Genomic DNA, 22084 nt, shown 5'->3' on the forward strand with positions numbered 1-22084 from the left:
GAATCAAAAAAGAATGCTGAAATCTGTCTAATCTGCATAAAAAAACAAACAAAATAAAAACCTACACTTAGTAAATACAAAAAACACTAAGTATAAAACATATATAAAATGAGCTATTCAAAAACTGATCTGTTACACTTAAAAGATTTTTATCAAAGTCAATTATTAAATGATACGATACCTTTTTGGTTTCCTCATTCGATAGACACCAAATACGGAGGTTATTTATTAATGCGCGACCAAATGGGTGAATTAATTGATGATGATAAATCGGTTTGGTTTCAAGGGCGAGCAGCATGGCTACTTGCCACACTTTATAATACAATCGAACCTAAACAAGAATGGTTAGAAGGAGCAAAATCTGGTATTGATTTCATAAACAAATATTGTTTCGATACCGATGGCAGAATGTTCTTTCATGTAACACGTGATGGAAATCCGATTCGTAAACGCCGTTATTATTTTTCAGAAACATTTGCTGTAATTGCTATGAGCGCTTATGCAAAAGCTAGCAAAGACGAAGCAAGTGCTGAGATGGCACGCTCCTTATTTGGAGAATGTATAAAATATTCGACCACTCCCGGTTTATTAGAGCCAAAATACACATCCGTTCGCCCATCAAAAGGAATTGGTTCACCAATGATTATGATCAATACGGCACAACAACTAAGAGAAAATATTGGCGACCCGCGTTGTGATGAATGGATTAGCAAATGGATTGCCGAGATTGAGCGTGATTTTGTAAAAGACGATATAAAATGCGTTATGGAACAAGTAGCTCCAGATGGTTCTATAATAGACCATATCGACGGACGCACGCTGAATCCAGGACATGCCATTGAAGGAGCTTGGTTTATACTACACGAAGCAAAATACAGAAATAATGATCCGCATTTAATAGCATTAGGATGTAAAATGCTTGATTATATGTGGGAACGTGGTTGGGATAAAGAACATGGAGGAATTTTATATTTCTGTGATGTATATGGTAAACCCGTTCAAGAATATTGGCAAGACATGAAATTCTGGTGGCCACATAATGAAGTTATCATAGCTACCCTTCTAGCTTATACAATGACAGGTGACGAAAAATATGCAAAATGGCATAAAATGATTCATGATTATTCCTATAGTAAATTCCATGATAAAGAAAATGGAGAATGGTTTGGATATTTACACAGAGACGGAAGCATTGCGCAAACTGCTAAAGGAAACCTTTTTAAAGGACCTTTTCATTTACCACGTCAAGAATGGTATTGTACACAAATACTAACTGAATATTTAGAAAAAACTAATCTAAATTCACTTAGATTAATTGGACACATCGTCTAGTTATTCGAGATTAAAACCTTATGCTAACTAACCAATTTCAACCAAATATCAAAAACTATGAAAATTTATTACTCTTTTTTTGTTTGTGTTTTATGTATTTATCCTGCTTAAGTACAAAAGCACAAAGTGGTAAGGTTTTAAACCTCGACGGTGTTTCTAATTATATGACGGTAGCCGATCATACCGATTTAGACTTTGGCTCAGGTCAAAATAAAACCATTACCTGTTGGATAAAAACAACAATGGCAACAGGTACACCGCGTATTTTTGCCAAAAGAAATGGAGCAACTGGCAACGGATATGAATTCTGGACAGGCAATGGCACAAATGCAGGCAAGTTTGCAATGAATATAAGCGGTACAGGAACTCCTGCTAATATTAGTACTGCAGGATATTCACCAAACGCTATTTCCGATGGTACTTGGCACCATATTGCTATGGTAATAGATGCCTCAAGCAATAGAACTATTTATGGTTATATAGATGGTGTTTTGGCAAATACAGCCAAAACATTCACCTCTGTTACTTCCGATTTTTCTAATGCATTAAACTTTGTTATTGGTGCCACATCTGACGCTAGTAACAGTTATAAATGGGCTGGACAAATAGATAATATCCGTGTATGGAATAAAGCTATGACACCTACAGAATTACAAACAGATATGACTGCAGTGATAAATACGCCTACAACTGACCTTCTTGCCGCCTGGGATTTTGAAAATATAACAGAGAATTCTGTTGCCGATATTTCTGGAAATAACCATACGGGAACTCTTTACGGCTCTCCAACAACTTCAAACGCTTTCCCTATGGTACTTACTCTAGATGGCGTAAATGATTATATGTCGGTTGTTAATCATAGTGATTTTAATATAGCTGCAGGGCAAAGTTTGACTGTAACCTGCAAGATAAAAACAGGAGATAATGCTAAGCGTATTATGAGCAAACGACCTAATGGCGCAGGAATCGGATATGAGTTTATAAATAACACAGCTGGTAACGGACAATTTGGAGTTAATTTAACAACTAGTGGCGGAGCTGCTGGGCCTCCGTATGGTACATCGAATATAGCCAATAATGTTTGGCATCATCTAGCAATGGTTATTGATGTTGCTACAACAAGTTGTAAAATTTATGTAGATGGTGTTTTACAACAAACCAAAACAACAGCAAATATAGGAGGCGCAAACACTGTAACTAATACAGGAGATTTATTATTCGGAACTGTCAGTAATTTTGCCTCGTATATGAATGCACAATTGGATGATATACGCTTTTGGAACAAGGCAATGACAGCCACAGAAGTAGTTACTGATAAAATAACTACTATAACAGGTACGGAGACGAATTTAATTGCTGCATGGGATTTCGAAAATATAAATGGGGTAACTGTCCCAGATATTTCTGGGAATAACCATCCTGGTACACTAATTAATGGAGCTGCAGTAATTGCTCAAACAAACGAAATGCATATCAATACAGTTTCCTTAGTGCAAACTGAATTACCAACAGGTTTAGGAGACATAAACCAACGAATTGTTGCAGTAAAAGTTTCAGCCACTGGCGCTCTTAATCCACTTACTGTAAATACTCTAAAATTTACAATGGCAGGAACAACCAATATTGCCGATGTTACTAATATCAAAATTTATACTAGCGGAGCAAATGCACTTTTTAATCCAGCAACTGCAACATTATTTGGAACTATTGCTCCTGCAAATGGCAATCTAGCTGTTAACGGATCACAAGCATTGGTATCTGGTGATAATTACTTTTGGATTGCATATGATGTTGCAGCCAATGCAACCGAAGGAAACATATTAGATGCTACTTGCGAATCTATCATTGCTAATAACATCACCTACACTACCCTAGCTAATACAATTGCAGGTAATCGTGTGATTTTATTAGCCAATACACTTTTATTTACACCTGGAGATGCAGGCTCATCTAACTATCGTATTCCAGCAATTGTAACTGCCGCCGATGGTTCACTGGTAACAGTTACAGATAAAAGATGGAATCATGCAGGAGATTTAGCAGCCAAAATTGACCCAGTCGTTCGTCGTAGTACTGATAACGGAAAAACTTGGTCGACACCATTAACTATTGCAAATTTTGGTGCTCCAACTGGAGCGGGAGATGCAGCATTAGTTTTGGATAAAACTAATGGAGAATTAATATGTATCGTTTCGGCGGAAAAAGGTTTTAAAGCTTCTACAAATGTGGCACCAGCCAAAGTTTTGATAATCAAAAGCTCTGATAACGGAATAACTTGGGGAGCAGCTGTAGATATCACCAATCAAATTTATGGTCCAAATCCTGGTTGGAAAGGGCTATTTGTTGCCTCAGGAAGAGCACACCAATTACGTGATGGAAAAATTGTTGCTGCAATTGCAGTACGCGAAAATGTTTCTGGAACTGAGTATATTAATAATTATATGATTACTAGTGCAGATCATGGAGTTACATGGACCGCATCGATAGGAAGAGCGGAGCAAGATGGAGATGAAGCCAAAGTAGTAGAATTAAACAATGGGAATATCATGATGAGTATTCGTAATTCGGGAACACGCCGATTTAATATTTCTACAGATAAAGGAGCAACTTGGGGAACAGCATACAACCAAGCAAGTATAACAGATCCTAATTGTGATGGTGATTTTATACGCTATACTTCTACTCTAGATGGTTATGATAAAGACCGTTTATTGCATTCTATTCCATTTGCAGGAAGTCGAAAAAATGTTAGTGTACAACTAAGTACCGATGAAGGAACAACTTGGGGAGCACCTAAAACTATTTTCTCAGGAGCCTCAGCGTATTCAAGCTTAACCATATTGCCAGACGGAACAATTGGTATTTATTATGAAAATGGAGAAAACTCAACATACCAAATGTATTTTGTACGTTTCAGCCTTAATTGGTTAACCAATGGAGCAGATACATTTGTTCCTGCAAATAATCCTCCGCTGGGTTTAGAAACAGAAGAAAACACAACATCAAAAGAGCAAAAATTTAGTGTTATATTAGAGCCAAATCCGATAGATGATTTAGTAAAGCTCAAAGTTAATAATGCTAAAGGGGCAGTAAATATAAAAATATTTGATATCTCAGGTAAAGTAATACGTACTGAAACTATAAAACCTAACGAAACAGAAGCTACATTTTCACTAGGAAATCAAGCACAAGGTATTTATATTTTAAAAGCAAACGATACAAATTCATCTATTAGTAGTAAACTAATAAAGAAATAAACTATAAAAATGAAACAAGCAATTATAAATACCACTGTACATACTGGCGATGAAATCATTAATAATGGAGTCATTATTATTGAAAATGGAACTATAATTTCGGTTCAAAAAGAAATTCCAAATGATATTGAAACGATAGATTTACAAGGAAACCACATTGCAGCTGGATTTATAGATATTCAAATAAACGGTGGCGAAACACTATACTTTAGTCAGACGCCTACTGAAGAAACAATTCAGGATATATACGATACAAGTCTTAAATATGGGACAACTCATGTGCTTCCGTGTTTAATTTCATCATCAAAGGAAACAATTCTACAAGGGATTGAAGCTGTTCGTAATTACAAACAAAAACATAACAATGGAGTAATCGGAATGCATCTTGAAGGGCCGTTTTTAAATCCTTTAAAACGTGGTGCTCATAGTATTGACCAAGTTCGAAAACCAACTAATGCAGAACTTGAAGAAATTATACGTCACGGGAAAGATGTTATAAAAGTAATCACGATTGCCCCAGAATGTTTTACAGATGAGCAATTAAATATGCTGCTAGAAAGTGGTATTGTGATTTCGATAGGACATTCGACCGTTACACATAAAGAAGCACAAGTTTATTTTTCTAAAGGCATAAAACTTGTAACTCATTTATTTAATGCTATGACACAATTCGGTCATCGTGAACCTGGTTTAGTTGGTGCAACTCTAGAAAATGAAAATGTATATGCTCCAGTGATTTTAGATGGCGCACATTGTGATTATGCTGCAGCAAAATTAGCATACAAACTAAAACAAGATAAATTTTTCTTAATTAGTGATGCTACATTCTTGGGACGCAAAATAGCCGACTTTAAATGGGGAAATTTTGATGCCCATCTAGAAAATGGCTTCTATAGAAACAACGAAGGAAATTTGGCTGGCGCTACAATATCAATGCAAGAAGCAGTACAAAACGCCTATAATCATTTAAACGTATCGGCTGACGAAGCTATAAAAATGGCAACTAGTCGTGTAGCAAGCGCTATTGGTTTGGAAGATAAAATAGGTAAAATCAAAACTGGATTTCCTGCAAGTTTTGTCAAATTCAATACTGATTTATCAGTAATAGAAACATTAAATTTCAACACCATTTAAACAATATTACAAATGCTAACCAAAAACAAACCACTCATTTAAATAATGAAAACCCCATAAGTTGCTATGCTTTTTGGGGTTATTTCATTACAAACCACTAAATATTAGCCTATACATAATTACCTAATCCCCAATAGGTTTACTACTTAAAAAGTCTAAAAAGGCGTTTCGATCAAAGTGAATCGCGTAGAAAACTATGTCAAAAAACAAATTAAAGGCTACAATTAATTTATAAAATAACCAACTCAAATAACACAAAAATGGAAATCGATTTAGATATCAAACCAGATATTAGTTATAAAAGTGCTGGTAAATTTGAAGAGACACGATTTGAAAAAATCCACAACGAAATCTTCAAGAATTCTACCGAAGCATCGATAATTGTTGCGCAGGAAATTGCTCAATTAATTAGATCAAAGCAAGAAAAGAACAAATCTTGTGTACTAGGTTTAGCCACAGGTTCTTCACCCATAAAGGTATATGAAGAATTAGTTAGAATGCACAATGAAGAAGGATTGAGTTTTAGCAATGTTATCACTTTTAATTTGGATGAATATTATCCGATGACTAAAGAAAATAATCAGAGCTACCACCATTTCATGCATCAACATTTGTTTAATCATATCGATATCAAACCAGAGAATGTAAATATTCCGGATGGTACTGTTTCGATTGATGAATTGAATCAATATTGTATTGATTATGAAATGAACATTAAGAATGCTGGAGGACTAGATTTTCAATTATTAGGAATTGGCCGTACAGGGCACGTAGGGTTTAACGAGCCGGGATCGCATATAAATTCAGGAACACGTATTATTACTTTGGATCATATCACGAGAGTAGATGCTTCTTCCGATTTTAACGGGATTGATAATGTGCCAAAAAGGGCCATTACAATGGGAGTATCTACAATTCTCAGATCCAAAAGAATAGTACTTATGGCTTGGGGACAAAACAAAGCCGATATTATCAAGAGAACTATTCAAGGTGATATTAGTTCTGAAGTTCCAGCAACATTTTTGCAAAATCATGGTAATGCAACTTTTGTTTTAGACCAATCAGCGGCATCTGAACTAACTCGTTTTAAAACGCCATGGTTAGTTGGTGAGTGTATTTGGAATCAGGAATTAAAAAGTAAAGCGATTGTTTGGTTGTGTCAAAAAACAAAACAATCTATTTTAAAATTAACCGACAGAGATTACAACAATAACGGAATGTCCGATTTATTGGCTCAAGAAGGTTCTGCTTACGATTTGAACATTAATATGTTCAACGTATTACAGCACACGATTACAGGATGGCCAGGAGGCAAGCCCAATACTGATGATTCACATCGTCCAGAGAGAGCTAATCCAGCTAAGAAAAGAATTATTCTTTTTAGTCCCCATCCAGATGATGATGTTATCTCAATGGGAGGAACATTCTCAAAATTAATAAAACAAGGGCATGATGTGCATGTTGTATATCAAACCTCTGGAAATATTGCAGTTACTGATGATGAGGCGTTAAAGTTTGCTGAGGTAAGTAATGATTTTTTTGCTGATTCAGACACAAAAATAAATTTCAAATCGGTGATTGATTTTCTAAATAACAAGTCAGAAAATCAAATTGATTCCTTGGAAGTAAGAAAGTTAAAAGGACTTATCCGCCGAAGAGAATCGTATGCCGCTACGAGATATATTGGGTTAAAAGATGAAAATACTCATTTCCTGGATCTACCGTTTTATGAGACAGGACAAATTAAGAAAAATCCGTTAGGTCTTGAAGATATTGCTATTGTAAAAGACATTATCGACCAAATAAAACCACATCAGGTATTTGCAGCAGGAGATTTAGCAGATCCGCATGGAACGCATGAGGTATGTTTGAATGCCATTTTTGCTGCAATGAAGGAACTAAAACCACAACCTTATATGGATGATTGCTGGCTATGGTTATACCGAGGTGCTTGGCACGAATGGGATATTCATGAAATAGACATGGCTGTACCGTTAAGTCCATCTGAAGTATTATTAAAACGTCATGCTATTTTGTATCACCAATCTCAAAAAGACAGAGTGATGTTTCAAGGAAATGACTCAAGAGAATTTTGGGTTAGAGCCGAAGATCGTAACAAAAACACAGCGATTTTATACGATGATTTAGGTCTTGCAGAATACGAAGCAATCGAAGCTTTTAAACGTTTTGATTATTAATAAGAAGTATCGATTTTAGCAATTAACACAGATTAAAAAAGGGGCAATAATTTTAATCTGTGGCTAAAATCCTAAAGCACTATTTCCTCTTCTTTTTCTAATATCGTTTTTAACTGAGGAGCAAAATTCATTCCCCACTTATCAAGGGCAACAATTAAAGGTAAAAGAGATATTCCTGTTTCAGTAAGATAATATTCTACTCGTAGAGGAACTTCAGTATAAACTGTTTTTGCCAAAAGCCCATGTAACTCCAATTCTCTTAGTTGGTTTTGCAATACTCGTTTGCTAATGCCATTAATCGCCAGAACCAAATCTTTAGGGCGTTTTATTCCTTTATGAATTTCATCCAACAAACAAAATTTCCATTTAGAACCTACCACCTCCATGGCAACACTAAGACCACAATTATAATCTATCGGAATTTTTCGTTGATACATATCTTTAGTTTCTTTATTAATCTACAAAAGTAAAAATAAACGAAGTAACTGCTTTAATTATCAATGGTGATTAATTTATCACTATATGATTAATTTCCCCCTTATTGGTTAATGCTTGAATGAGTTTGATATTTGCACAAGCAAAATTTTAAAATTTATAGCATGAAGACCTTAGTAATTATCATACATCCCGATTTAAAAAATTCAATAATAAACAAACGATGGATTGAAGAATTAAAAAAGTATCCCGAAAAGTATCATTTACATGATTTACATAGTGCGTATCCTGACGGAAACATCAATATTGAGAAAGAAAAACAGCTTGTAGAATCACACGATACAATTATATTTCAGTTCCCTTTTTACTGGTTTAATTGTCCGCCACTTTTCAAAAAATGGCTAGATGAAGTATTAACACACGGATGGGCATATGGCTCAAAAAGTGGATATAAACTAAGCGATAAGAAAATTGCATTAGGAATAACTGCTGGAATTAATGAAGAAGATTACAGCGCAACGGGCAGATACAAATACACCCTAGAACAATTAACAGCTCCGTTTGAAGTTACTTTTAATTACATAAAAGCCGACTATAAACCATTATTCGCTTTCTATGGTGCAGAACATAACGCTACTACTGGAAGGATAGAAAAAAGCGCACATGATTATATTTCATTTATAGAAAATTTATAAAATCATATTTTATACAATCATAATTCTCATTTTTGAATTGACTCCATATTAGACGCACTACGGTGCGTCTCTAACTTAATATGTAATCGCACAAAATATATCCGTAAAAAAACAATCATAAAACAGATTACAATCTACTCTCTTTTAATTGTAATGCTCTTTGCAGAAAACTCTGATTGGCAATTTTACTTTCGGCTTCATTTATGGCTTTTAGTAAATTATTCTCATTATCTGTAATTTCATTAAGAACATCAGAAATAATATCCCAAACAGGTTTCATTTTTAAGATAAGATCTTGTCCTTTTGTGGTAAGTACAATTAAACGTTTACGCTCATCTTCCTTATCCTTTTTGGAACGAATAAGCTTCTGTTTTTCTAATTCTTTTAGTAAACTAATTGTAGATGGATGCGTATAACCAATCTCATTGGCAATTTCTACAATGCTTAATACGCCTTTGTTATGAAGTGTGTAAATTACTGGAAACCATTTAGGTTCAAACTCAATGTCAAATGATTTGTAGAGCATCGCACCGTCTTTACGCAGTTGTTCACTAAGACGCTGCAGTCTTGTCGATAAAGCCAAAATACCCGATTCATCTATAATATTTATCATTACTCGTTTAATTTTAAATGACAAAACACATTGTCAGCCCCCATTACAGGAAATGCATCTGGAAGTGTTTCTTTCTCAATTCGTACAAAATTATTTCTTTCATAAAAACGCAAAGCTGCTTCTAATATCGAAACTGTTCCCAAATATAAATCATTAAGATCATTTTGTCTGCTAAAATCAATCAATGTATCCAGAAGTTGTTGAGCAATAAATAACTCTTTTCCTCGGTATTCTTTTTTTACAAACATCTTCCTTATGGCACCTTCCCTACTATCATCATATTTTACCAATGCGATAGTACCAACCAATTCTCCATCAGCAAAAGCACCCCAAAAGCACCCTCCTTTTTTGTGATAAAATTCATTTATTTCTAAAAGATCAGGTTGGTCTTCTAAAGTTATCGGAACATTAAATTCCTTTTGCTGGATATTTAAAATCAAATCAACGACTGCCACTGAATGATCATTTTCGATAGGAACAATTAATATATTCATAGCTTATTATTTTACACAATTCAAAACTACGTAGTTAAATACATAAATAAAAATTATTTCATTAAAAAATTCAAATCCAACAACCAAAAAACAGGACAAAAACAACCATTTATCCTGTTAAAAACATTACAATTCATTTAACTTATAAGGGAGAAATTATGAGAGATTTTTTTTGTAATTTTGCAGCCTCATATTTTGAACCCTTCCTATGAAAAATAAACTAGTTAATATACCGCCACTTCCAGCAATACTCCTAGCAATCATTAGTGTACAGTTTGGAGCAGCGATTGCAAAAAGTCTTTTCCCTGCTATTGGAGCAGCAGGAACAGCATCGTTACGAATAGGAATTTCAGCGTTAATTCTATTTTTGGCTTACAAACCAAACTTACGCAAAATAACTCCTCAACAATGGAAACTTGTAATTCCTTATGGATTGTCTTTAGGAACAATGAACCTTATCTTTTATCTCGCAATAGAGCGAATTCCTGTTGGTTTAGCAGTTACTTTAGAATTTGTAGGGCCTTTAGTATTAGCCGTTTTTGGTTCAAAACGCTTGATAGATTATCTATGGGTATTTATTGCCGCGATGGGAATTGCACTTATTGCACCATGGTCTGGTAATGGAATTGACATTGTTGGAGCTTTATTTGCTCTATTAGCCGGAGTCTTTTGGGCAACATATATTGTATTGGGAGGAAAAGTTTCTAAAGTAATGAAAGATGGTGACGCAGTATCAACCGGAATGTTATTTGCATCGCTACTTATAATTCCTTTTGGAATTATGGAAAATGGATTAAGCAACCTAACACCTAATCTTTTAGGAATGGGAATTGCACTTGCACTATTATCAAGTGCTATACCGTTTACATTAGAAATGAAAGCACTTGGTCAACTTCCACCACGCACTTTTAGCATATTAATGAGCTTAGAACCTGCTGCCGCATCTATTTGTGCCTTCTTGTTTTTACAAGAACATCTTCGTTTTAGCGAAATAGTTGCAGTATTTTTTGTAATAATCGCATCTGTTGGTTCAACAATGACAGCAAAAAAAACAATTCCAATTAAGGACTAAGAATCCTATTATGAATATTTAGAAGCATTTTCCAGCTATCCACTATATCTTTTATTTGTTAAAGAAACAAAAACAAATGTCGTTACTATCTGGGCTAAGTTAAGAATATCATGTGGCTTTTATGAAACACTTCCTTCGTCAGTGAAACAATATTGTGGTTGTTTTGTGTGTAAACGAATCCTTTGAACCTTTACAACTTAGAACCACCAAACCTAAAATAAAAAAAGCAGCGATTCAAAACGAATCGCTGCTTTTTTAGTAATGGTAGATAAACTACTAGAATATACCAATGTAGTATTGATCTGCACCTGAAAATACTTTAGCCCCTACAGTACTATCAGCGTTTTCAGAATTAACATCAAAAATATAAATATTACCTTGTACTCCAACTGGAGTTAATGCAATATAGAATTTTCCATCTCTCACAACTGAATTTTGGTATTGTTGCAACCATAATCCTTTAGGAACAGTTAAATCAATGATTTTTCCATTTTTAAAATCCATTCTTGCCAATCCCCATGAACCTGAATAAGTTGGTTTACCATTTGAATCAACACCAACCTGAATTTCATCCACACCTACTTTTTCATAAGGGATATAACCAATTCCGTTACCAGCATAAAACCAACCACTACTTGAAACAACTTTATTTAATAATCCGCTTACGCTATATTTATAAGTCTCATCATATTTACCATCTTTAATTTTTACGATGTTTAACTCTTTTCCGTTTCCAACCATTTGCATGATTTCACCAGCTTCATTAATGTGTTGTGTAGGAGTACGGTAACCATTTGTAGCTCCTTTAACATGCGAAGTACTAATTACAGTAGCATTAGTTAAACTTGGATAATCAAGTACAAGCGTAAAAGTTTTATCCGTTTCTCCTGCTTTACCAGTTGCTGCGTTAAACTTGCTAACTGATGCTCCATAATACAATTTATTACCAGAAATAACAGGACAGTCAATACGAGAAATATAATATCCTTCGCTAGCCAAAGTTCCTGGAAGAATTAAATCAATATCTTTTTTGAAATTACTCCCGAAATTCATTGCCTCTAAGTCTAAAATACCAATAGCAACAGTCATTTTGTGCTTTAAATAATCTTTTTTATCAGCTCCACCATATTGTTCAACAGCAGCAATATTATGCACAGATGCTACTTTATCATTCATTTTTGTAAAACGAACAGCTTTTACTCCTAATGGAATAGAAGCGTCAAAAGTGATTATTTTTTTATAATTTTCTCCACCATGATACGTTAACTTATCGATAGTACCAACTGTATAATTAAGGCTATAAACAATAGAACCATCTGTAGATGTAAATACTCTGGCTGTACGTGATGAAGTCATTGAATATCCTTTTCCAAAAAATGACACCTCTCCTTTAGAAAGGTCAGAGATACCTTGAAGATAAGTTCCAGAAATACTACCTGAACCACTAGCAAATGCTAATTGAAAGTCTTTTTTTACTTCTGGTAATGTAGGAGCAATTTCCCCTTCACTATCATTATTGCTACATGAGCTCAATAGAGCTATTGCAAAAGCACCAGAAAGTAATGTACTTTTTAAATTTCTAAATTTAATTTTCATTGTGATTAATTATTTTGAAGTTAATGAATATGTTAGTTTGGCATAAAATGCACGACCTGGTTTTTGTAAACCAAAATTATCAAAGATCTGTTGATCAAATATGTTTTTTGCATCCACACTAATTGTGAATTTATTAGATGGAAAAGTGTAAGCAACTCCTATACTATTAGAAAATTGTGTCGGAATATAGTCTAAGTTTTTGCCTCCAACATTAGCCCAATTCCTAAGAAATTCATCTACGTAGCTGATGTTATAATAAATAGAAGTCTTAGATTTTTTCGCGAACAAATCATCCTGATAATAAACTGCATTAATATTAAATTTAAACGAAGGCTCGTTTCTTATTTGCATACGATAAAACAGGTATGGAGCACCATTGGCATCAAATCTGGTATTAAACAAAGACTCAAATTTTGAGATATTAAGAGAAAGATTAAACTTCTTAGCGTAATCATAAATTATCTCAGCATCTATACCACGAGACATAACATTCTCTAAATTTTCAAACTGTGAATAAGTAAAACTTCCCGCTCTTATCGATTCTCTAATCATTCCTTTTGTGTCTCTATAAAACAAAGAGGTATTTAATCTAATAGAATGATTATGAAATTTTAATCCAGACCAATTTACTCCAATGTTAACATTATGACTCGTTTCAGGTTTTAGTTCTCCTGCCGGAGCAAGTAAGTTATCATTAACATTACCAAACAATTCGTTGGCACTTGGCAAGCGCATTGCTTTCTCTGCAGATCCTAACAAGTATAAATTAGGGTTTAACTCATAAGATAAAGTAATACCGTAACCACTAAAATCAGATTTTTTAGTAAATACTCTCTTTTCATAATTAGGAATACCCGGAGTTATATCTTGTCTATATGGTTCATTTGAAGTAACCTTTTGAAAGTAATGTTTATAAAAAACATTAGTTCTCAATTTTTGAGAAAAAGCTAAATTCTCATAGGTAAACGAAACAATATTTTTTTGTAAATCTCTTGTATTCTCTAATAGTTGAAGTCCTAAAGGTTGTAATTCATCAGATATTCCACGTATAAAGTTATTATGCATATAATTAGCATATATCGTGTTGTTGCTATTTATTGTATAACCTAAGTTTGTACGAACAAATAAGGTCTTATCAGTATTAATTCCCAGTGTTTTAGCACTTGCAACCTCAGCCCCGCTAGTATATTTTACATAAGTACCATCAGGATACATTAGTGGCTTACCTGACCAATCATACATAATCCCTACTGTATCTATTGCTTGTCTTTTTAGATAAGAATAACTAGCATCCGTTTTGAATGACAATCCTTTTGTCAAAAAATCATTTTTACTATATGTTAATGTAGCTATACTAGAATTACGTCTCGTATGACGATCTCCATACACATTATCCATTGTAATACCATGCTGGACCTCTTTATAATCCTTCGATAAAATACCACCTATCATAAATCGGTCAGCCCATTTTACATCAGTAAAACCAACTTCTACCTTAGTCCCATATGATTTATAAGCATCATGAAAACGTTTTGCACGATGGTTCGTTGTAGTTTTACCTGTATAATCTTTAAATGTGATGCTCTGACCCCAAACTTCATAATTATTATCACTATAATTATAAAAACCAGAAGCATCAACCGTAAAACCATTCTCTTTACGGTAGTTACTTGCTATATTCCATTGATGTGTATTAAATGATCCTAGAGAATAAGATGTTACAAGTGAATTTTTAGTTTTTTTCTTCAAGATAATATTGATTGCTCCACCCAATGCATCCTCAGAAAGGTTAGCAGGAACAACTCCTTTATAAACTTCAATACGATCAATTAAAGCTGGAGGAATACTATTTAATGAATAAGAAGAACCAAAATTAGAAGAAGGAATACCATCAATAAAAACCTTTACAGCATTACCTGATAAACCATTAATATTGTAATCAATTCTAGATCCCAATCCCCCATCTTGCCTAATACGAACCCCTGCCGAACGGTCTAACAACTCATTAGTCTGTATCGATTGCAGTGCCATCTTTTGAGTCTCAATTACATTAACAGCAAATCCTTTAGTTTCAACCTCTTTTTTCTCAGTCTTAACATTAATTACAACTTCTTTTAAACCTAAACTTGCTGAAGGTTCTACAATTAGTAAAATTCTTTCACTGTTCCCTTTAAAGTCTACTTTAATACTTTTTTTGGTGATTTCTATAGAACTTACTTCAATTTCGTAATGCCCATGTGCCAAACCTCTAAACTCAAACTTACCTTCATCATCGGTAATAACCTGATGTTTAGTATTTTTAACAGCAACAGCGGCATAAGTAATTGGCGTACCACTATCTAATTTTAAAACCCCCGAAAGAGTTCCATTTTGTGCTAATAACCCAGATGGTAAAAAAAACATACAAATAAAAAATATGCCTAATTTTAAAGACTGTGATAAAGAACCATTTTTTTTTAAAATCAATATATTTAAATTAGTCGAAGAGAAAATCGTCTTCCTTAATCCGCAACAAGTTAAAATACAAACTGTTATTATATTTTTTATTGCTTTAAAACAATCTATGTAGTTTTTGAAACCCATTACAAAGTAAAATTGGTATTATTAATTCATTTGCAAACTTAACCCGACTCACTCAGCATAAGGGTTTCAAATACGGATTATAACATACACAAAAAGGATTGTTTTTATTTAGACTCAATACACATATCGATTTTATAGTGTATATTTGCTAAATAATAAAGTAAGAATTTCCATGCAACTTAAAACCACGATAAAAGATATAGATTATAAACTCTGTGACCAGATGTTTTTTAGAGAAGAAGACCAAGTTTGTGAACTTATAGAAGAAACCAATACCTTCAATCACCCTGAATATGGCAATATAAAAGACAGCCATACGCTAGCTGGGTCGTTCTTTATAAATTATATTGAATTAGATTTACTTAAGCCGATTAAAATTGAATATTATACAGATGAACCAGCCATACAAATGTTCTTTTTTATGAAAGGATGTTCCAATCTGATGCATCATCAAATACATCTCTTACCAGCTGGCACTAAACTGGCAAAGCTACCAGCAACCTCAACTGTATCTGAATACTTATCGATATTAATTCCACAAAATACATACACTACTCTTGTTGATTCATTAGATTTAAACCTTCAATTTATTGAAACTTGCACTAATGAAAATCCTGCAAAACAAATAAAATATAGCGAAATTATGTCACCAGAAATTCTGACCGCAGTAAGAGATATAGCTTCTTGCGAAAGAACTGGACATTTCCGCAGGATGTATATGGAAACAAAAGTGACAGAATTAGTATTGCTACAAGTAGAGCAGTTAACACAAATACAAGATCTTACTATTAAAATTCCAAAAATTGATGTAAAAAGAATGCATCATGCCAGAGAATTGGTCACTCAAAATATCATTACTCCTTGTTCTCTAATTGACCTTGCCCGTAAAGTAGGAACCAACGAATTCAAGTTGAAGAAGTACTTTAAAGAGCTATTTGGCACAACCGTTTTTGGTTATTTAAACGAACTAAAAATGAACGAAGCCAAACAAAAACTACTAAAAGACGAGCTAAATATTTACCAAGTAGCAGAATCATTAGGATATAAAACTCCCAACCATTTTAGTACTGCATTCCGTAAACATTTTGGTTATCCACCAAGCCAAATTAAGAATCAGGCTAATCAAATAGGTGCAAGTTTTACAAAAGCAAAAGAAATAATAATCGGTATGTTCTGTCCCTTTTTTGCAGAACTATCAGTTCTAGATTTATTGCTTATTCATTAATCAGGAGCAACCATCCCCCTTCTATTTAATCTTGTTGAGTTCCAGCTATTCGCTATATCTTTTCTTTGCTAAAGAAACAAAGAAAAGGATGTCGCTACTATCTGGGCTAGCTAGGACTTTAATCTTTGTTCACAACCAAAACATAAAAAACACTGAAGCATTTCCTATTTACTTTTCTACTTAGAACCTCAGCTTCTAAGAGCCTTTCTTTCTATAGTATTATTTCTTAGAGAACAAATTCTCTACTACCCATGCAGGGCCTATCATTAAAAACTGAAGATCTTTTAGAAAAGAAGGTTTTTTGCCTTCAATATTGTGCCCGTAGAATTGTCCAACCCAAGCAATGACAAAAACACCAATTGAGAAAATCCATAACGGAAAAACTTGTCCAATGTAGTAATTTACAATCAGACAAATAGCTGACAATATTGCAATCTTAAAAGCCATTGCAACTGACAATCGAATATAAAAGACAAGTACAAAAAGTAATATTACCGTAGCCCAATTTTCGATTATTGGAGCATTGAGTTTTAAAATATTGGCAATAAAACTACTTGGAATACTCATTAATAAACCTACAATCGAAAAGTAAATAGCAGGTACACATATATAATGTATCGCTTTATTTATTGGGTTCTGATGACTCACTGCATATTCTTCAAACCATTGCTCTAACGTTCTCATATTATAGGATTTAGATATACGTAAATCTAATAAATTTTATGCAAGATGCAAAGAGTTTTGAAAATAAGGTACTGAGGTTCTGAGGCTCTAATATTTAAAGGTTGTTTTGTTTGGGGGTAAAAATGACTGTGATATTATTCTAAAATTCATCTTTTCTCACAATTGCCATTCCGACGCAGGAAGAATCTCATCAAGGAATTCCACAAACTAAACAACTTTTAAACCTTTTTTCTTAGTGTCTCAGAAACTTAAAACCTCTGTATCTCGACGATTATAATCAAAAACACTGTCCCATAATTCATCAATTTTGATGAGTGCCTTGTCAAGTGGAATTACTTCCCACTTTCCATTTTTTTCTATAGCAAGTCCGATACTTTTTAATTTCAACAATGCATCATTTACATCAAAATCTAAATCAGTATCTAATTTTGTCAAGAACCAAGATTCTATTTGATTGTCAAGTTCTTCAGCTGTTAAAGGCTCCTTACTTCTGTTTAAGAATGCATAAGCCAAAATAGTTTCTTTAAGCACTTCTTCCTCCGAAGAGTTCAATAATGAATAAAATGCACCACTATTGTTTCCTATATTCTTAAAGTAAAGACTATCTGAAAGCATTTTGGAATATTTAATCTTCTTATTTACAAAATTACTATACTGGCGAAATAAGTATGCAGAAAGTATTCCTAATGCAATTAAACCTTGATTAAGTGAGGTTTTACTATTTAGTAAATCAATTGCTTCCCCCGATTGGTAGGCTCCATACATACCAATTAATGCTGGAATTACAGTAGTACTCAATAAAGAGACTCCTCCAAAAATTCCAGGAACCCAGAGCAATAATTTATCTGTAGTCGACATCATCGGAATCGCATTTGGAAATATCGTTTCCAAATCATTTTTAGGAACACGCTTAAAGATTTTTAAAACTATGGAGCCTGGGTCAATAGGCATTTTTCCTAATTTAACTTTTTTCGAATTAAGATAATTGGCATCGTTATAATTGAGATAAATCATAACACGATCATAGTATTCAATCACTATTTCTTTCTTCCAAAAAATAAATTTTGTTACTGTTTCTTTAGCCTTATAACTTCCACGAACATACAATTCATAATCCTTAAATGCATTGAAGTCTATTGCAAGATTTAACCCTATTAAATCAGAATCATTAAAAGCTTTATCTAAAGTTTCTTTATCAATACGTCTGTAGTTACCATGCTCCAGAACAGTATGAAGTGTTTCTTTAAAAACTCTAAAATCACTTTTACCAATAAATCCTTCTCGCTCTTTTGGGCTTAAATCTGGGTCAAATAAAGCGTAATTCTGTTTTAGATTTCGGTTAAGATTAAAAGCTTCATAATGATAATAATGTTCGATTATATCAAATAACTTTTTAAATTCATCAACCTTTTTGGGGTCTTCACTAATAGTTGCTATTTGTTCTTCGAGTAAGAATTCCTTATTAAAAGGAATATAATGTTCTCGTTTCATATGGGGTTTTAGGACTTTTTTAAAGCGCCAAAGGTACAAAGCTTTTCCTTAATTTCTTTTAGGTTAAATGGGCTTTTTAAACTCCCATACCCAGATTAGAATTCTTTTACACATAATAAAAAACCTTACCTAATCCCGAAACTTCGAAAGGAGGATTAGCTCCTAATCCTCCTTTATATCTTTTAAATATCTTGGACCCTTGCTAATCAGTATCTCAGAACCTTTAAGCCTTTAAAAACTATTCACAAAAAAAGCATAGTATAGCATGAGCCATTTCTATTAGCCTACCTTACACAAAAAAATGGCAATAGAACATAAAGTTCGGCTCGTTGAAGCATTGTTTGACCGCCTTGAAATTGAAATTACTGCTTTTAAATCTGAAACCCATTTGTTTTGCAACGCTGGTTGTGGTAAATGCTGTTCAAACCCAAGTATAGATGCCTCTCCTTTAGAATTCTTACCTTGGGCATTTCATTTATTCTTAAATGGTATTGCCGAAGAAACCTTAGCCCAATTAAATAATTCTTCTAGTAAAAATTGTCATTTATACCATCCATTGTCTGTTTTAGAACATCACAAAGGAAATTGTACCAATTATCGCTATCGCGGATTAATATGCCGTCTTTTTGGTTATGCAGCAAACACGGATAAATATGGAAAATTACGATTAGCAACCTGCAAAATCATAAAAGAAGAACAACAAGAAAACTTTCAAACCGCCGAAGAATTAATCAATAAAGGGAAAAACGTTCCAATTTTTACTGATTATTATATGCGTCTGGCACAAATTGATCTTAAAATGGGAATTACCTTGCTTCCTATAAACGAAGCGCTAAAAATGGCTATCGAGGAAGTCTTGCATTATTATGCCTACAGACCTTTTCCGGGAGGTTTGGAAAATATTGCTTAGATATGTATCTACAAATCTTATATTATCTAAACCAAAAAATGCGCAAAGTCTAAAGACTATTGCGCATTACAAAACAATTAACTCTTCGTGAGCTAATTACTATTTTACTTTAGGAAATAATCGGCATCGATTAATTTATTCCCTGTGTCATCATAAACTGCATAATTAAAACCTCCTTGAATACAATAAGAACCATATTCTCCTGCTTTATTCAAGGCTATAAATCCTACCTGAATATCCTTTAAATCTTTGTTTCTGTTCTTGGTTAATTTTACGATTCTTGCTACTGCTTCTTCACAGGCTTTTTGAGGTGATTTTCCTTGTCGCATTAACTCTACAACAAGATGACAACCCGAAATTCGGATTACTTCTTCGCCATGTCCTGTTGCAGTTGCTGCTCCAATTTCATTATCAACATATAAACCAGCTCCGATAATTGGAGAATCGCCAACACGCCCATGCATTTTAAAAGCCATTCCACTGGTGGTACATGCTCCCGACAGATTTCCATTGGCATCCAGAGCAATCATCCCGATAGTATCGTGATTTTCAATATTGGCAATGGGTTTGTATTTGCTATCTTTCAGCCATTCTTTCCATTCATTTTCCGACTCTTCTGTCAGCAGATTTTCTTTTTTAAATCCTTGTGTCAATGCAAACTGTAAAGCTCCATCTCCGACCAACATTACATGAGGCGTTTTTTCCATTACGGCTCTTGCTACCGAAATTGGGTGTTTTATATATTCTAAAGAAGCAACGGAACCAATATTAGCATTTTCATCCATGATACAAGCATCCAGCGTAACCCGACCATCTCTATCTGGACGTCCGCCATAACCTACGCTTCTTTCTTTTGGGTCTCCCTCGGGGATTTTAACTCCTGCTTCAACAGCGTCTAAGGCACTTCCGTTACTTTTTAATACTTCCCAAGCAGCTTCATTTGCAGGAATTCCAAACTTCCATGTAGAAAGCACAATTGGTTTCTTTACTTTCTTAGATACTATATTTTTTTCTTCCTCTCTTGAATCTGAATTGAAAGATTGCAAGGCTACAGCTACTGAAGCTATAGCTGCTGTTTTTATGAAATTTCTGCGGTTTGAATTTGTCATATCTATTATTTTGTTTGCCACAGATTAAAGGATTCTAAATGATTTTTAATCTGTAAAAAAATATTTTACTCTTACATTAAACACTAAAATAAATTTAAACCATATAAGTGATATAAGCTCATTAAAGTAAACTGCTTAGAAAACGTATACTCCCTTAAGTAATTTATATGGTAAAAAACAGTTACTTAATCATAACTTTATAAATATTGAAAATCAAACCTACAAGATTGAAAAAAACTTGCAGGATAAAAATTCTTATCAATAAATCTTTTTAATCCTTTAATCTGTGGCAGAAAAAAACAACTAATATAATCAAAACTACGATTTATAAAGCATACTGCTAGCTCCCAATAAAGCAGCTATTTCATTGTCTGTAGAAATTGAAACTGCAACATCACTTCCTGCTTCTTTAATTTTTTGGTTGAAAGCTGGTAAGAAAAATTCACTGGCATTTGCGATTTTTCCTCCTATAATAAAACTATCAACAGAAAAATTATCTAACCACGGAAGAACAATTGCTGCTAAATCCTCTCCCATTTGTTCAAAAACTTTTTTAGCCATTGTATCTCCAGTTATAGCCAGATTAAAAAGCTCTAGACCATTGTTAATTTTTTTTCCGCTTAAAGCGAAATAACCAGCTATAAGTCCGCGTGCAGAAACATAATCTTCAGCTATTCCTTCTTTATACGGAAGATCGTATATTTCACCATCTTTTGGTACTAAATCTCCTGTACTAATTGACTCTCCCCTATTTATAAAACAAGCGCCAAGTCCGGTACCAAGCGTGATTGCCATTACTTTTTTAGAAAGATTATGAGCGTCTTTAAAAACTTCTCCTTTACCAAAACAAACGGCATCATTCTCAAAAAGAATTGGAAATTCATTGGAAAGATTCAATTTATCTTTAAATAAATCTCTAACATTTAAACCATAAAAGTGTTCATATTTAGATTGTCCTTTTATCCAGCAAACTCCATTGTTATAATCAAATGGTCCTGGCATACAAACTGCTAATCCTATTGTGTTTCCTACTTTTGAATTTTCGATAGAAGTACGAATTGCTTTTTCCCATATAGTCATTACTTCTTCTACTGGCAAATTAGAATCAAATGACTCTTTATGCAATGAAAAATCAATCACTTTCATATCTTTTATATCGATAACCGCTGCGGTAATATGTGTGCCCCCAATGTCTAATCCAACGGCATATGTTTTATTCATTCTTTTTTATTTTGGAATTGAACCATTAAGAGATT

Annotated in this window: 17 protein-coding genes; 8 read left to right on the forward strand and 9 right to left on the reverse strand. The window is 33.5% G+C overall.

Features of this window, described 5'->3' with window-relative positions; all coding sequences use genetic code 11:
* Positions 1-108 precede the first annotated feature (108 nt).
* From EAG11_RS08785 to nagB, 4 genes are all read left to right on the forward strand, one after another.
* The gene (locus EAG11_RS08785) at positions 109-1332 is read left to right on the forward strand and encodes an AGE family epimerase/isomerase (RefSeq protein WP_129538858.1); all 1224 of its coding nucleotides are present in this window, start codon (positions 109-111) and stop codon (positions 1330-1332) included.
* 92 nt (positions 1333-1424) lie between these two features.
* A complete protein-coding gene (locus tag EAG11_RS08790; protein WP_164998679.1) occupies positions 1425-4589 on the forward strand; it encodes a LamG-like jellyroll fold domain-containing protein in 3165 nt (1054 codons plus the stop codon).
* A 9-nt stretch (positions 4590-4598) separates the two neighbouring features.
* Positions 4599-5723: an N-acetylglucosamine-6-phosphate deacetylase gene (nagA, locus tag EAG11_RS08795; protein ID WP_129538860.1), complete on the forward strand. Its 1125-nt coding sequence runs from the start codon at positions 4599-4601 to the stop codon at positions 5721-5723.
* 260 nt (positions 5724-5983) lie between these two features.
* Positions 5984-7921 carry a glucosamine-6-phosphate deaminase gene (gene nagB / locus EAG11_RS08800; protein WP_129538861.1) on the forward strand — a complete coding sequence of 646 codons (1938 nt, stop codon included), beginning with the start codon at positions 5984-5986 and terminating at the stop codon, positions 7919-7921.
* 71 nt (positions 7922-7992) lie between these two features.
* Here the strand turns inward: nagB and EAG11_RS08805 are convergent, their stop codons facing one another.
* Positions 7993-8358, reverse strand: a complete 366-nt coding sequence (locus EAG11_RS08805; RefSeq protein ID WP_129538862.1) for a helix-turn-helix domain-containing protein — start codon at positions 8356-8358, stop codon at positions 7993-7995.
* A 162-nt stretch (positions 8359-8520) separates the two neighbouring features.
* On the opposite strand from EAG11_RS08805, the gene EAG11_RS08810 reads away from it, so the two are divergent.
* Positions 8521-9051 (forward strand): NAD(P)H-dependent oxidoreductase, encoded by a 531-nt coding sequence (locus EAG11_RS08810; RefSeq protein ID WP_129538863.1) that lies wholly within the window; start codon positions 8521-8523, stop codon positions 9049-9051.
* Positions 9052-9178: 127 nt separating this feature from the next.
* On the opposite strand, the gene EAG11_RS08815 is transcribed toward EAG11_RS08810, so the two are convergent.
* Positions 9179-9661, reverse strand: a complete 483-nt coding sequence (locus EAG11_RS08815) for a MarR family winged helix-turn-helix transcriptional regulator (protein ID WP_129541063.1) — start codon at positions 9659-9661, stop codon at positions 9179-9181.
* Positions 9662-9663: 2 nt separating this feature from the next.
* A complete protein-coding gene (locus EAG11_RS08820; RefSeq protein WP_129538864.1) occupies positions 9664-10158 on the reverse strand; it encodes a GNAT family N-acetyltransferase in 495 nt (164 codons plus the stop codon).
* A 208-nt stretch (positions 10159-10366) separates the two neighbouring features.
* On the opposite strand from EAG11_RS08820, the gene EAG11_RS08825 reads away from it, so the two are divergent.
* Entirely contained in the window at positions 10367-11230 is an 864-nt protein-coding gene (locus tag EAG11_RS08825) for a DMT family transporter (protein ID WP_129538865.1), read from the forward strand.
* A 276-nt stretch (positions 11231-11506) separates the two neighbouring features.
* On the opposite strand, the gene EAG11_RS08830 is transcribed toward EAG11_RS08825, so the two are convergent.
* Complete coding sequence (locus EAG11_RS08830) at positions 11507-12826, reverse strand: hypothetical protein (RefSeq protein ID WP_129538866.1); 1320 nt, start codon at positions 12824-12826, stop codon at positions 11507-11509.
* Positions 12827-12835: 9 nt separating this feature from the next.
* Positions 12836-15229 carry a TonB-dependent receptor domain-containing protein gene (locus EAG11_RS08835; protein WP_164998680.1) on the reverse strand — a complete coding sequence of 798 codons (2394 nt, stop codon included), beginning with the start codon at positions 15227-15229 and terminating at the stop codon, positions 12836-12838.
* A 403-nt stretch (positions 15230-15632) separates the two neighbouring features.
* Here EAG11_RS08835 and EAG11_RS08840 point away from each other — a divergent pair, with 403 nt between their 5' ends.
* Positions 15633-16634 carry an AraC family transcriptional regulator gene (locus EAG11_RS08840; RefSeq protein WP_164998681.1) on the forward strand — a complete coding sequence of 334 codons (1002 nt, stop codon included), beginning with the start codon at positions 15633-15635 and terminating at the stop codon, positions 16632-16634.
* A 219-nt stretch (positions 16635-16853) separates the two neighbouring features.
* Here EAG11_RS08840 and EAG11_RS08845 read toward each other — a convergent pair whose 3' ends face one another.
* Together EAG11_RS08845 and EAG11_RS08850 are read right to left on the reverse strand one after the other, a co-directional pair.
* Positions 16854-17318 (reverse strand): DUF962 domain-containing protein, encoded by a 465-nt coding sequence (locus EAG11_RS08845; RefSeq protein WP_129538869.1) that lies wholly within the window; start codon positions 17316-17318, stop codon positions 16854-16856.
* A 240-nt stretch (positions 17319-17558) separates the two neighbouring features.
* Positions 17559-18809 carry a TMEM143 family protein gene (locus tag EAG11_RS08850; protein ID WP_129538870.1) on the reverse strand — a complete coding sequence of 417 codons (1251 nt, stop codon included), beginning with the start codon at positions 18807-18809 and terminating at the stop codon, positions 17559-17561.
* Positions 18810-19110: 301 nt separating this feature from the next.
* On the opposite strand from EAG11_RS08850, the gene EAG11_RS08855 reads away from it, so the two are divergent.
* Positions 19111-19719, forward strand: coding sequence for a YkgJ family cysteine cluster protein (locus EAG11_RS08855; RefSeq protein WP_129538871.1), 609 nt, complete (start codon positions 19111-19113; stop codon positions 19717-19719).
* Positions 19720-19823: 104 nt separating this feature from the next.
* Here EAG11_RS08855 and EAG11_RS08860 read toward each other — a convergent pair whose 3' ends face one another.
* A complete protein-coding gene (locus EAG11_RS08860) occupies positions 19824-20828 on the reverse strand; it encodes an isoaspartyl peptidase/L-asparaginase family protein (protein WP_129538872.1) in 1005 nt (334 codons plus the stop codon).
* 318 nt (positions 20829-21146) lie between these two features.
* The gene (locus tag EAG11_RS08865) at positions 21147-22049 is read right to left on the reverse strand and encodes an ROK family protein (RefSeq protein ID WP_129538873.1); all 903 of its coding nucleotides are present in this window, start codon (positions 22047-22049) and stop codon (positions 21147-21149) included.
* Positions 22050-22084: the final 35 nt, after the last annotated feature.

It is taken from the genome of Flavobacterium sp. 140616W15 (assembly GCF_003668995.1).
Taxonomy (GTDB): domain Bacteria; phylum Bacteroidota; class Bacteroidia; order Flavobacteriales; family Flavobacteriaceae; genus Flavobacterium.